This is a genomic window from Pseudoalteromonas sp. APM04 (assembly GCF_022809815.1).
In the GTDB taxonomy this organism is placed as follows: Bacteria; Pseudomonadota; Gammaproteobacteria; order Enterobacterales; family Alteromonadaceae; genus Pseudoalteromonas; species Pseudoalteromonas marina.
This window is the reverse complement of the sequence record NZ_CP094441.1, coordinates 1,501,657-1,515,205: the sequence shown is the minus strand read 5'-3', so window position 1 is coordinate 1,515,205 and position 13,549 is coordinate 1,501,657. Positions and strand designations below refer to the sequence as shown.

The 13,549-nt window shown below is 38.5% G+C and carries 13 protein-coding genes; 6 read left to right on the top strand and 7 right to left on the bottom strand.

Annotated elements, in window-relative coordinates:
• Window positions 1–1,077: an iron-sulfur cluster carrier protein ApbC gene (gene apbC / locus MTP24_RS07165; protein ID WP_243533430.1), complete on the bottom strand. Its 1,077-nt coding sequence runs from the start codon at window positions 1,075–1,077 to the stop codon at window positions 1–3.
• Between the two features lie 187 nt (window positions 1,078–1,264).
• On the opposite strand from apbC, the gene metG reads away from it, so the two are divergent.
• Complete coding sequence (gene metG, locus MTP24_RS07160) at window positions 1,265–3,286, top strand: methionine--tRNA ligase (RefSeq protein WP_058429002.1); 2,022 nt, start codon at window positions 1,265–1,267, stop codon at window positions 3,284–3,286.
• A gap of 124 nt (window positions 3,287–3,410) precedes the next feature.
• The gene (locus MTP24_RS07155; protein ID WP_138740012.1) at window positions 3,411–4,061 is read left to right on the top strand and encodes a bifunctional 4-hydroxy-2-oxoglutarate aldolase/2-dehydro-3-deoxy-phosphogluconate aldolase; all 651 of its coding nucleotides are present in this window, start codon (window positions 3,411–3,413) and stop codon (window positions 4,059–4,061) included.
• A gap of 90 nt (window positions 4,062–4,151) precedes the next feature.
• Here the strand turns inward: MTP24_RS07155 and lepB are convergent, their stop codons facing one another.
• Complete coding sequence (gene lepB / locus MTP24_RS07150) at window positions 4,152–4,802, bottom strand: signal peptidase I (protein WP_052242862.1); 651 nt, start codon at window positions 4,800–4,802, stop codon at window positions 4,152–4,154.
• 168 nt (window positions 4,803–4,970) lie between these two features.
• Here lepB and MTP24_RS07145 point away from each other — a divergent pair, with 168 nt between their 5' ends.
• Entirely contained in the window at window positions 4,971–5,468 is a 498-nt protein-coding gene (locus MTP24_RS07145; RefSeq protein WP_203986938.1) for a fasciclin domain-containing protein, read from the top strand.
• Between the two features lie 75 nt (window positions 5,469–5,543).
• Here the strand turns inward: MTP24_RS07145 and MTP24_RS07140 are convergent, their stop codons facing one another.
• From MTP24_RS07140 to aceK, 3 genes are all read right to left on the bottom strand, one after another.
• Window positions 5,544–5,795 carry a DUF2999 family protein gene (locus tag MTP24_RS07140; RefSeq protein ID WP_243533428.1) on the bottom strand — a complete coding sequence of 84 codons (252 nt, stop codon included), beginning with the start codon at window positions 5,793–5,795 and terminating at the stop codon, window positions 5,544–5,546.
• 69 nt (window positions 5,796–5,864) lie between these two features.
• Window positions 5,865–6,827, bottom strand: coding sequence for a zinc-binding dehydrogenase (locus MTP24_RS07135; RefSeq protein ID WP_203986937.1), 963 nt, complete (start codon window positions 6,825–6,827; stop codon window positions 5,865–5,867).
• Between the two features lie 54 nt (window positions 6,828–6,881).
• The gene (gene aceK, locus MTP24_RS07130) at window positions 6,882–8,657 is read right to left on the bottom strand and encodes a bifunctional isocitrate dehydrogenase kinase/phosphatase (protein ID WP_243533426.1); all 1,776 of its coding nucleotides are present in this window, start codon (window positions 8,655–8,657) and stop codon (window positions 6,882–6,884) included.
• A gap of 117 nt (window positions 8,658–8,774) precedes the next feature.
• Between aceK and MTP24_RS07125 the strand changes: the two genes are divergently transcribed.
• Complete coding sequence (locus MTP24_RS07125) at window positions 8,775–9,722, top strand: LysR family transcriptional regulator (RefSeq protein WP_203986932.1); 948 nt, start codon at window positions 8,775–8,777, stop codon at window positions 9,720–9,722.
• Between the two features lie 520 nt (window positions 9,723–10,242).
• The gene (locus MTP24_RS07120; protein ID WP_006792199.1) at window positions 10,243–10,680 is read left to right on the top strand and encodes a hypothetical protein; all 438 of its coding nucleotides are present in this window, start codon (window positions 10,243–10,245) and stop codon (window positions 10,678–10,680) included.
• 12 nt (window positions 10,681–10,692) lie between these two features.
• Here MTP24_RS07120 and icd read toward each other — a convergent pair whose 3' ends face one another.
• Window positions 10,693–11,961: an NADP-dependent isocitrate dehydrogenase gene (icd, locus tag MTP24_RS07115; RefSeq protein ID WP_243533688.1), complete on the bottom strand. Its 1,269-nt coding sequence runs from the start codon at window positions 11,959–11,961 to the stop codon at window positions 10,693–10,695.
• Window positions 11,962–12,145: 184 nt separating this feature from the next.
• Here icd and MTP24_RS07110 point away from each other — a divergent pair, with 184 nt between their 5' ends.
• Window positions 12,146–12,946 (top strand): hypothetical protein, encoded by an 801-nt coding sequence (locus MTP24_RS07110; protein WP_203986929.1) that lies wholly within the window; start codon window positions 12,146–12,148, stop codon window positions 12,944–12,946.
• A 40-nt stretch (window positions 12,947–12,986) separates the two neighbouring features.
• On the opposite strand, the gene MTP24_RS07105 is transcribed toward MTP24_RS07110, so the two are convergent.
• Complete coding sequence (locus tag MTP24_RS07105; protein ID WP_243533424.1) at window positions 12,987–13,538, bottom strand: hypothetical protein; 552 nt, start codon at window positions 13,536–13,538, stop codon at window positions 12,987–12,989.
• Window positions 13,539–13,549: the final 11 nt, after the last annotated feature.

Below are 13,549 nucleotides of genomic sequence, written 5' to 3'. Positions count from 1 at the left end.
TTAATCTTCTGTAATCACAATTTCTATGCTGTTGTGATGCTGTTGATAATATAGCGTGCTGGCTATAAGCCTAGCTGCTGCGCTGTATGTTTTGCTTATTGCCGCATCGTTATCGCTAGCAATAAGTTTTCCTTGCTCAGAGTACTCTCTAATATCAATGGCAAGGGGAATATGGCTAAGTACCGGAACGCCATGCTTGTGGGCTAGTTTTTGTGCACCCTCTTTGCCAAATACATGGTTTGCCTCACCGCAGTGGCTGCAAACGTAATGGCTCATATTTTCTATCAAACCAAGTACTGGCACATTTACTTTATTAAACATTGCAATGCCTTTTTGGGCATCAGCGAGTGCTAAATCTTGAGGCGTAGTTACAATAACAGTCCCACTGGCAGGTACTTTTTGACTCATGGTAAGTTGTATATCACCTGTACCTGGGGGCATATCTACAATTAAATAATCGAGCTCGCCCCAATCAGTCTCGTTCAGTAATTGACTAAGTGCACCCGATGCCATTGGGCCTCGCCATACTGTTGCGTCATCACTGGGTACTAAAAAGCCGATAGATTGGGCTTTAATGCCATTGGCATCAAACGGTAGTAATTGTTTGTTATCTTTTGTTTTTGGCTCAGCACCAACAAGGCCCAACAACATTGGTATTGAAGGACCATAAATATCAGCGTCTAAAATACCAACTTTTGCTCCCTCAGCTTTTAATGCACCCGCTAAATTAACAGCTGTAGTCGATTTACCTACCCCACCTTTACCTGAAGCAATAAGTACAATATGTTTAATTCCTTTAAACTTTGCAGGCTCTTGGATATCAACCTTAGCCTTTATTGAAATTTCAATATTTAAAACATCACGGACATGCTGCTCTACAAGGGGGATTTCTGATTGCGCAGCAAAAGGTAAAGTAAGACTAATTTGTAATGATTTATCGTCGTTTTCAGAAATTGACTCAATAAAGCTTTCGTCAATTCCTACGGCAAAGGCCGCACTGCGATAAGCCGCTAAAGCAGCAATAATCGGTTGTTTTTGCACCGATTTAGAAGAGAAAAGTTTCGACAGTCCAAACATAGCAATTAAATAGCGTTTCTTTGATGAAAAGTGCCTCGGAATTATGTAACATTCAGGTCATTAACACCAGTCAATTAATAAAAATCCATAAGCAGTGTGCGCGCATAGCCACCTGTTTATAGATAAATTAATGATAACAGCCGTTTAAATAGTAAAAACGGTATTTTATCCTCAATTCGGAATGATTATGGCACAGCGAAAGATCCTGATTACCAGCGCATTACCTTATGCAAATGGCCCAACCCACTTAGGTCATTTATTGGAATATATTCAAACTGATATTTGGTCACGTTTTCAAAAACTTCAAGGCCATGAAACGTATTATGTTTGCGCAGACGATGCCCACGGCACACCAATCATGCTTAATGCACAGAAGCAAGGGATCACACCTGAAGAAATGGTAAAAAATGTGAGCATTGAACGCCAACGCGACTTTGCTGATTTCAACATTAAGTTTGATAATTACCACAGCACGCATAGCCAAGAAAACAAAGAATTTAGTGAATTAATATACAACCGCTTAAACGACGCGGGCCATATAAAAAAGCACACTATTTCGCAATTGTTTGATCCTGAAAAAGGCATATTTTTACCTGATCGCTTTGTAACCGGTACTTGCCCAACGTGTAAGTCTGAAGATCAAAATGGCGATAGCTGTGATTCGTGTGGCGCAACTTACAGCCCAACCGAATTAATAAACCCGCGCTCTGTTATGTCAGGTGCCGAGCCTATTCTAAAAGATTCTGAGCATTACTTTTTTGACCTACCAGCATTTGAAGGCATGCTCAAAGAATGGCTACACTCAGGTACTATTCAACAAGAAATGGCTAACAAGCTAGACGAATGGTTTACTGACGGCTTACAACAGTGGGATATCAGCCGTGATGCGCCTTACTTTGGTTTCGAAATTCCAAATGCCCCAGGTAAATACTTTTACGTATGGCTAGATGCGCCAATTGGTTACATGGCCAGCTTTAAAAACCTGTGTGATAAAAAAGGGATTGATTTTGACGCATTTTGGGCTGAAGGCTCAGAAGCAGAACTTTACCACTTTATTGGTAAAGACATTATTTACTTCCACAGCTTATTTTGGCCAGCCATGCTAGAAGGCGCTAAATTTAGAAAACCAACTAACGTATTTGCACACGGGTTCGTTACTGTAAATGGCGAAAAAATGTCTAAGTCAAAGGGCACGTTTATTAAAGCGCGTACCTACCTAGACAACCTAAATCCAGAATACTTACGTTACTATTACGCTGCAAAATTAAACAGCGGTATTATCGATCTTGATTTAAACCTAGAAGACTTTGCACAACGTGTTAATTCAGATCTGGTTGGTAAAGTCGTTAATATAGCGAGCCGTTGCGCAGGCTTTATTACCAAAAAGTTTGATGGAAAATTAAGCGCAACCATTATGCAACCAGAGCTTCTCGAAGAGTTCCAAGCTGCTGCGCCAAGTATTACCACCCATTTTGAGAACCGTGAATACAGTCGCGCAATTCGTGAAATTATGGCCCTTGCCGACAAAGCAAACCAATTTATTGATGGCGCAGCACCATGGGTATTAATTAAAGACGAAACTAAGCAACAAGAAGCTCACGATGTGTGTTCGCTTGGCCTTAACTTGTTCCGTGTTTTAATTACCTATTTAAAACCAGTACTACCGGCTATGGCCCAAAACGTAGAAGCGTTTTTAAACGATGATCTTGCTTGGGATGCAGTACAAACTCCACTAGTAAGCCACTCAATCAATAAATTTAAACCGTTAATGCAACGCGTAGAAATGGACAAAGTAAACAAAATGGTTGAAGAATCTAAAGAAAGCCTAGAGCCTAAAGTAACAATTGATCCAAATAGCCCTCTTGCAAAAGAACCTATTAGCGAAGAAATTGAGTTTGACGATTTTGCAAAGGTAGACCTTCGTGTTGCTAAAATTGCAAAAGCAGAGCATGTAAAAGGCGCCGACAAACTACTGAAGCTAACCCTTGATTTAGGCGGCGAAACGCGTCAAGTATTCGCAGGCATTAAATCAGCATACGCTCCTGAAGATATTGAAGGTAAGCTAACAGTAATGGTTGCAAACCTTAAACCGCGTAAAATGCGTTTTGGTATGTCTGAGGGTATGGTACTTGCTGCAGGCCCTGGCGGAAAAGAAATTTATATTCTTAATCCTGACGACGGATCAGAACCTGGAATGCGTGTAATGTAAATTTACACATATGAATAAAAAAACCGCTGACTCTCAGCGGTTTTTTTATATGTTATTTTATCCTATTTGCGACTTTTATCGATTTTTTGTACCATCGACCAATAAATAATAAAAAAGTAATACAATGCCTAGCACAGTTCCTCAAGAAAAGACTGTAACTCGCAACAAAATTTTAAAGCACAAAATAGTGGCTATTATTCGATTAAAAAAACAATCAGATGTTGCACCACTTGTCGATTGCTTAGTTGAGGCTGGTATAAAAGTGCTTGAAATCACCTCTAATACACCAGGGTTTGAGCAAGAAATTAAAAATGCACGTATTCGTCATCAACATATTTTGGTGGGTGCAGGCACCATCACAAATACTAAACTAGCTCAACGAGCCATTAATGCGGGTGCACAGTTTATAGTAACCCCTAATACTGATAAGCGTATTGTGTCAGTTGCCCATCAGTGTAATTTACCTGTTTTAATGGGGGCTTTAACGCCAACAGATATCGCTAACGCGATTGAGTATAATGCGGATATTATTAAGGTATTTCCAGCAGGTAGCATGGGGATTGACTATTTTAAGGCATTAAAAGGCCCATTTGATAGCGCCAATTTAATGCCCGTTGGCGGGATAAATTTAAATAACATTACTCAGTGGTTTGACGCAGGGGCTTGCGGTGTAGCCATTAGTAGTGATTTTTCAAAAGTGATTACTAGCCACGCTGACAAGCAAGCTCTTACCCAGTTAGTTCATGACCATTTAACTGACATACCCACTGATTAAAGGTCTTTAATTTGCTGTAATCACTAGGTATTGTTCAAACTTAAATTACATCAAATACTTAATACTCTGTTCAAACAAATCTAAATGCACTTAGTTTAAAGAGAGCAAAACACGCTCTTTTCTTGGTATGTAGTAATTATCGTAATCAAGCGAAACAATGACCTTATTTGCTTTTCCGAGTAGTTCACCACGAGGGATTAAACCAATTACGCGAGAGTCTGCGCTATTGTCACGGTTATCCCCCATTGCCAAATAGTAATCATCTGGAATGGTGATCATTTCAAAGCCAGCTAATTGGGATGGTACATTTGCTATCCTAATGGTGTGCTTCTTACCGTTTAATATCTCTACTTTATCAACCGAATCGATATTATTTTGCACATGTTCGTAGTTAAGCTTTTTGCCATTAATAATTAATTCGTTATTTACTAAAGAAACGGTATCACCAGGCACACCAATAACACGTTTAATTAACCGGTTATCTGCCGCTTGTGAGTCGAATACAATAATGTCCCCTGTCTGTGGTTCGTTAATTTTAAGCAAAGAAATATGCGTAAAAGGCACTCGTAAGTCGTACGCCATTTTGTCTGTTAAAATTCTATCTCCTTGCTCAATTGTAGGTTTCATTGAGCTCGTAGGCACTTCATACCAGTCGGCTACTGCACTTCTAAACACACTCATTAAGGCAATAAATACAATGAGTGAACGATTATTTTTCCAAAATTTATAAAGCACTTTCATAACTGCTCCCTTTAATTGATCAAGTAATGGTATGACCTAACAGCGCTTTAGCAGTTCAAAAAAGGATGTAACAAAAGATGTTTGACCAAAAAACGTTTTTGATCGATTAAATTTTCAGCAGCGTAGCATCTTAGGAATTTAGCAAATATTAACTTAAAGGAAACTAACATGTTTAAGAAGATAACCACCGCAATTTTAATTACCGCCGCAAGCATAGGGTTTTCATTTTCTGCGCAAGCCAACCATCATGGCATGAAGAAAGATGTGGTTGATGTTGCGGTTGAAAATGGCTCGTTCACAACACTTGTTGCAGCCGTAAAAGCAGCCGGTTTAGTTGATACTCTAAAAGGCAAAGGACCATTCACTATTTTTGCACCATCTGATGCCGCTTTCTCAAAGTTACCTGAGGGTACCGTTGAAATGCTGTTAAAGCCAGAAAACAAAGAGAAGTTAACGGCAGTGCTAACCTACCATGTTGTCGCTGGAAAAATAATGGCAAAAGAGGTGGCTAAGTTAGATAGCGCCAAAACACTCCAGGGGCAGTCGGTAATGATTAAAACAAGCATGGGTGTGATGGTAAACGACGCTAACGTGATGATGCCAGATGTTAAAGCAAGTAATGGCGTAATCCATGTAATTGACACTGTTCTTCTTCCAAAAAAATAAGCAGTAAAAATTATGTACAAAAAAAGAAGCATAAACGTAAGCTTATGCTTCTTTTTAACGAATACTTAGACCTTATTACTGATTAAGCTTTTCTTTCGCTTCTTTTACTTTTTCAAAGTCTAAACCTAACTCATCGGTAGCTTCTTTGATTAAGTGTGGTTGTGTCATAACAACAGCCATTAATTGCTGAAGCTTTTCAGGCGGTATGCCAAGCTCCTGTACAAGCGCCATAGCCATCATTGGGTTTTGTGTAAACGCCTCCAATAACGCTTTTACTTTTTCATCACTTACATTATGTTCTTTTAAAATTGCAATTATTGGATTCATTTTTAACCTTGGTTTTATAATAACGTGTGTATGACTGAATTATATGGGCATAACGTGTAAAATAAAGCGTTATTCTACAAGCAATACGACTTTACCCGCGTTTTCGTTGCGCTCTAATATTGCATGTGCCTCTTGAGCCTGTGTCCATGGCAACGTTTTGTACACATTAAAGTCATAGTTTTTAGATGCTATGTCGTTGTAAAAGCGTTCTACTAAGTCATCTCTTAGTTGGCGTTTAAAATCAATACTGCGGTTACGAAGGGTTGACGCATGAAACGAAATCCTTTTACGTAACAGGGCTGCAAAATCAACCTCAGCAAAACGCCCATCTAAAAAGGCAAGCATAATTATTTGGCAATCCATGGCAGCAACTTGTGCATTTTTGTTTAAATAACTGCCTGCAACGGGATCAACAATTACATTAGCGGTTAAATTACGGCTTTGCATGTAATCTACAAAGTCTGTGTTTTTGTAGTTAATTGTATGATCTGCTCCCAGCGACTTAGCGTGTTGGCATTTTTCATCAGAACCTGCGGTTATAACAACTGTTGCTCCTGCACTTTTTGCCATTTGAATAGCGGCACCACCTACGCCACTGGCCCCTGCATGTATCAATGCCGTTTGCCCATGTTGTAGCTTGCCAAGCTCAAATAATGCACCAAAAGCAGTTAAATACACCTCGCTTATGGCAGCACCTTCAACCATAGTTACATCATCAGGTAGTTCCATTAATTGTTTAGTATCTACCGCAACATATTCGCTATAAGCGCCACCTGCACACAGTGTAAAAATACGTTTATCGAGCCAGCTTTTATCAACTTCGTTACCCAGCTCTACCACAGTGCCTGCACACTCTAAACCTAAAATTGGGCTGTCACCTTTTGGGGCTGGGTACTTACCTTGGCGTTGCATGCAATCAGCACGATTCACGCCAATTGCAGCCACTTTAACAAGCACTTCATAATTTTTTAGCTGCGGTTTACGGGTATCACTAAAGGCAAGGTTTCCGCTTTCATGGGAAATATATTTCATTACCACTCCTTTGCTTTAACTAAAGTTGTACTTTAGACATGGGGGTAATTATTTCTATTTAAACCGCCAGCTTTGCTTGTACGGGTAAACATCAGGTAAAAAACCATTTTGTATTTGCTGCTGGCACTGTTGCCAATAGGTTGTTGTAAATAAGTCACTGTGGTGGTTGTTAAAACACTCAAATGCATGAGCATTTGCGCTAAAAAAAACCTTAAATTGACTGGGAAATATATCGTTTTCATCAATATCAAAATAAGAATGACTACTTAACTCCTCTAATGCATTTTGTGTTTGAGGTACATCTCTAAAATTACACTGAGTTAGTTGGCAAATCTCATCAAAGTCATAAAACACAACACGCCCCCAGCGAGTAACGCCAAAGTTTTTCATTAGCATGTCACCTGGAAATATATTCGCCCCAGCTAAATCTTTAATTGCTTTTCCATAATCAAGCATCACATGGTCCAATGCGTGTTTATCGCAGTGGTTAATATATAAATTAAGAGGTGTCATTTTTCGTTCAACATACACATGTTTTAAAATAAGTGCCTTGCCCGATATAACTAAACTGCTATCAATGTGTGTTTTCATCTGCGTTAATAGTTCTTCACTAAAGCGGCTCAAATCAAACGCTAAATACCTAAACTCGTGCGTATCTACCAATCGCCCTACTCGGTCGGCTTGCTTCACAAAGTTATATTTTTCTTTTACGTGTGCTTTAGTTGCGGTTTTTGGTGCACTAAATTTATCTTTTATTACTTTATATACATAATCTGAGCCTTCAATAGTAAATACCAGCATAACCATGCCAGGTGTACCAGGTGCGTTTATATATTTAAAACTTGCGGGGCTGTTTTTAGTGGTATCAACCTTGTAGCGGTAAAACTCGGTTTTAGCGTGTTTAATAAAGCCAATAGCGTTAAATAATTCAAAACGCTTTTTATGCGGCATAAGTACACTGAGGTAATCAACATAACGCGCGGGTTGGTCTGTATCTACCATAAAATATGTACGGGCAAAGCCAAATAACAAGCTTAATTGATCGGCGCCCATCATAACCGCATCTATTCTTAAGCCTTTTTCGGTGTTTAAAATAGCAATAGCAAACGGCATGTTATCGCCATTTTTAGCGATACAACGGCCAATCAAATAACAGGCTTTATTTCTAAAAAATAACGAGTTTGCGTATTCAATAAACCCGTCGTTTAAATTTATCAGTTCATAGACCTGCTTACATTGATGTTTAGCACCTTGCATTAGGGTTTGCTGTAAACGCTTTAAATCGGCATTTAATTGGCAGAACGGAACTCTAAACATTTGCGTAGTAATAAGCTGTGAAATTGCGGTTTCAAACCCATTTTGAAGCGATATTCTACTTACTAAACTTTCAAATGAGCGTGGTTCACTTCGGTATTTGGCTTTTAATACAAATAAATGCACTGTACGAATTTTTTTATCGTCCCAAATAGCACCAAATGTTGAATTAAAAAAAGTATGCGCAATGGGTTTATTCTCATGGTGCTCAACCATATCCCCATAAATACTTTTAGCTAGTTGCCATGTGTGTGGGCAGTCTAGTTCTTCATAAGCAATTATTTTAACCGCTTCACTCACATTTTTTACTTGGCGCTCATAAACTTGTAACCGATCGCGCATTGCACGCTGTACATCATGATATTGGCGCTGCTCAAACCGACTTTGTGCACCAAGTGTTATATTTAAAAACTCAGCAAACATCGCATCAAACCCTGCAAGTACAGCACGTGCAAGCTTAGTTGCAATCACCTTTTGAAGAGCATTATTTGAATCATCGATTAACGTATTTGGCATGTTAACAACACTTATATTTTTACCCGTTATGGCGGTTATTTTTTATTAATTGTTTACACCTTAACAAGCAGGCTTTAATTTAGATAATTAATACAGCAAATAAATAAGATTGATCTAATGAATATACGTAACGTCGATCTCAACCTTCTCGTCTATTTAAACGTGCTTATAGACGAAAAAAGTGTGTCTAAAGCCGCCAATAAATTAGCGCTAACACAACCGGCAATGAGTAATGCATTAAAGCGATTACGCGATTTATTTGAAGATCCGCTTCTTGTTCGCGCTGCAGGGTCAATGACCCCAACAGCTAAAGCACTCCTACTTAAACCCGAAATAGAATCATTATTAAAAATGGCTGAAGCAATTACTCAACCCAGTGAGCAATTCAACCCCGCTACGGCTGAAATAACCTTTAGAATAATGGCAAACGACTATTTAGAGTCAACGTTAATTGCGCCATTTATAACAGCGCAATTAAATAAAAATCCAGGTATTAATTTTGACGTTTTAAGCCCAAGCGATGTTAACTTACAAGACATGGAAAAAGGCACCATAGACCTTGCTATTAATCGCTTTAACGGATTACCGCGATCGTTTCACCAAGCCACAGTATGGCGCGATAACTACTGCTGTTTAACACACCCCAAGAATACTTTTTTACAAAACGCCACACTCGATAATTACCTCAAAAAAGAACATATTTGGGTAAACCGGGCTGGTTGGGGCCCTGAAGCCGCAGTAACTAATAAGTCAGGTAAACAAAAATTAGGCTGGGTAGATGAAGCACTCTGGCAGTTAGAGCAAACACGTAAAATTAGGGTATTTACCCGCCACTACATGATTGCCAGTTTACTTTGTCAATCAGAGCAACTGGTGGCGACATTACCACGTAGGCAAGCTAAGCTATTAACAACACATACTAACTTAGTAATAAGTCCACCCCCGTTTCAAATAGTGCCTATTGAGGTAAAAATGATATGGAGCCCACTGCTTCACCATGCGCCAGCGCATCAATGGTTACGCCGCGAAATGCTTGAGTTCGCTAAAACAGTAGCAGATAGGTAAATTTTAAAATATCCATTACGTTTTTCAAAAAATACTGAAAAATCTAAAAGCACACATTCAATTTGCTAGTAAATACATACTAAAAATGACGGGCTAGGTGAGAGGTAAGAAAAACACAACGTTTAAAAACTAATTTTTCAATAAATAAAACATCGAGACACTCACTTTAATAAAGTGAGTGTCTCGATGTTTTGCTTTGGAGTCGTATAAGTCTTAGCAAGGGGAGTAACCTTACTCATTAATAATTTGCAAAGCCGATACCATGTTTTTTATTTTAAATTAATTCAATAACTTAACAAAAAACCCTATACTCCTTCTTCTGAAATTTGTACCACTTTTGTGCATTTATTTATTTTTTGCACCAAATTAAATAAAAAAAGAAGCCGATAAATTTAGCGTAAATTAAATGAATAAAACTTAATATTGATCTAATCAATATCAGTTATTGAAAACAACAATTTCATTAATAATACAGTTAGCGCTAGAGTGAAGTTAAGCCAACAAACTAAGAGTATTTATTATGACAACAGCTTCTTTCACACGCCAAGACGGGTTATTCATCGACGCTAACTTACATCAGTTCATTGAAGAGCAGTTATGTTCTAAAGCAACATTACAAACAACAGATGTTTACCAAACACTGGCGACATTAGTTGATGAGTTTGGGTGTACTTGTCGTAAAACTAAGCACCAACCAAACGATGTACTTGAAGTACAAACACTATTGAACGCTTACCAACTGCAAAACCATCCGCACTGTCATGTGGATGCGCAAACAACTGAAGCGGTACTTGATGAATATTGCTGCCAGGTTCCTGCAATCATTGTTGTTGCTTTAATGGATACGCTTAGTGGTACACAATGCGATGAACCAAATGCACACGACATCTACCATCGTGCCGCACAGTTAACTAATCGCCCATGCGTACATACAGTTAAAACTGCCTCAGCAGCTTAATAATGAATGTGTTTAAAAGTGCTCGATAACTTTATCTGCAAAGTCTGTGCAGCTTAAGGTTGTCGAGTTATGAGTTTTTGAAGTATCAATGCCTTGCTGGGTTAAATCAAAAGTAACATACCCACTTGCTAATGTGTTTTCTAGAGCATTCTCAATAGTTAATGCCGCCTCATCCCATTTCATAAATTTAAGCATGAGTACTGCGCTCAAAATACTGCTGCTTGGATTCGCTTTGTTTTGCCCTGCAATTCGCTCAAATGTACCATGAGTAGGTTCAAAAAAAGCCACATCATTATTCAAGTTTGCAGCAGGCATAATGCCCACACCACCCACTTGAGCGCTGAGCATATCGGCTAAAAAGTCCCCATTTTGATTCGTAGTTGCCACTACATCAAACTGCTCAGGGTTCATTAAACATTGTTGCAGCATGTTATCGGCAATGACTTCTTTAATTATTAGAGGCGCCTGCCCAGCACGCTCAATTTTAAGCCAGCGGCCATTTTCGTGTTCAATAGCATTAAATTCCTTTTTGGCGAGTGCAAAGCCCCAACGTTTAAATGCACCATCAGTAAACTTAAGCACATTGCCTTTATGAACAAAAGTGAGAGAATCTCGATTGTTATTAAGGGCAAAATTAAGAGCGAAACGTGTTAATCGCTCAGAGCCTTCTTTGGATATATTTTTTATACCTATGCCGCAATCTTGTGAAAACCTAAGGCGTGTTACCCCCATTTCTTCACATAAAAAGTCGAGCATTTTTTCACTTTCAATGCTGCCTGCTTGCCACTCAATACCTGAATATACATCTTCGCTGCTATCACGAAGAACCGTAATGTTGGTTAAAAAAGGATTTTTTAAAGGAGAAGGCAAAGCACTAAACCCTTTGATAGTGCGCATATTTACAAATAAATCCATTTCTTGGCGTAAAGCAACATTTAAAGAGCGGAACCCTCCACCCAAAGGCGTAGTTAATGGCCCTTTTATTGCTATTTTACAGGCTCTTACTGCTTGTATTGTTTCTTGTGGAAACCAATCACCATCGTAAAGCTTGGCTGCTTGCTCACCATTAAACACTTGCATCCAATGTATTTTTCGCTTGTTTTTGTAACAGTGTTTGATAGCGCAATCTACAATATTTCTCATAACGGGCATAACATCTTGCCCAACTCCATCTCCATTAATATAGGCAATAACAGGCTCTGAAGGAATAACCCACTTCCCTTGCTCATCTACCGTTATATGTTGCCCTTGCTCTGGCATTTTTATATGTTGGTATTGCATCATTAAAGCCTATAAATCAATGTATATGCTCGATTAAACCATGTTAATTAAGGCGTGTCTTTAATTGCCTTTTTATAGTTGGTATCAGTTTAAAAAATAACAAATACGATGTGCTTATGTAGTTAAAAGGATGGTCTTATAGCGTGTACGGTTCGTATTAGTTTTTAAATATAGAGGGGTTTTAATGAAATTATTGTGGACGTTGCTATTTTTATACTCTTTAAACATCTGCGCTCTTGAGGTTGACATACACGAGCTAGACTCGCTGTCTAAAAGTGGCCAGCAAGTTGTCTCTACCTGGATTGATCAGAGTGTAAAAAAAACTGAAAATACGCTTGGGCCTTTAAAGCAAACTACCTTGCCTATTTATTTGAAGCCGCAATATTTTGCATTTGAGCCAGTACCATGGGCAACGGTAAAGCGAAGCAATCCCGATGGGGTTGAACTTCATATTGATAGATATGCAAGTTTAAATGCATTTACTAAAGACTGGACCCTATATCACGAGCTATCGCATTTATATTTGCCGCTTTTCCCCTACTCTGCTTTTTGGTTAAGTGAAGGGTTTGCTAGTTATATGCAAAACGTAATTATGCGAGACAGCGGTGTAATAACCCAAGCGCAATTTGTTCAACGATTAAATGCTGGGTTTAGTAGAGGTAGACTACAAAGCAAAACAAAGTCGCAGCCTTTAAGTGAGCTTTCTGCTGATATGTGGAATCAAGGTGCACAGCAACGTGTGTATTGGACAGGCGCTGTATTTTTTGTTGAAGCCGATTTAGCACTCCACCAGCAAGGCCAAACCCTTGCTGAAATAATAAAGGCCTATCAACTATGCTGTAGAACAGCGCGTTCAAGTGCTAAAGCATTTATTAAAGACCTTGATAAACTCTCACGTAGTAGTATTTTTACTTCTTTATATGCAGAGTATAAAAACCGCACTGACTTTCCAAACGTGACTAAAAAATTAATAAACACACTTTGAGCTGTATTGATTTTAAAGTTAGGCTTTTAATACCAAGATGCTAAAAATCATTTGAAGTTAAATAGTTACAAAAGTATTGATAAGCCTGTTCATTATAATTTAAAGAACGCTTATTCATAAATCCATGACAATAATCTGTTGGTTTGCAAATTACGTTTTGTTTTTTATTAAGCTCATTAATAACAGCAGTCACATCAAAGTGCACCTCATGGTAAGGAAAAATAAACTCACAGAGTACACTTGCGTCTAAATCTAAGTAGTTTCGTATTTGTGATGGATAAAAACCAACCACTTTTTTAAGATGTGGATTGCTTGTTAATAACTGGGCTCGCCATGCGGCACTAGCCCCTGCACTAAAGGCAATGCAAATTGTTGGCTCTGTGAGTCTATCAAATTGTTTATGCAGCATTGCCGTATACACGTTGTGGCCACATGCTTTTATAAAATTTTTATAGTTATGCTCTTCACTTTCAATAGCTTGCTCTTTCCCACTGTAAGGTTCAACAAGGGTGAACTGAGTGTTTAATGTTTTACAAAAGTCATGTAAAGCCGGTGTTTTTCCGTAAATATCACTTACTATTATGTAATGCATACGATTCCCTT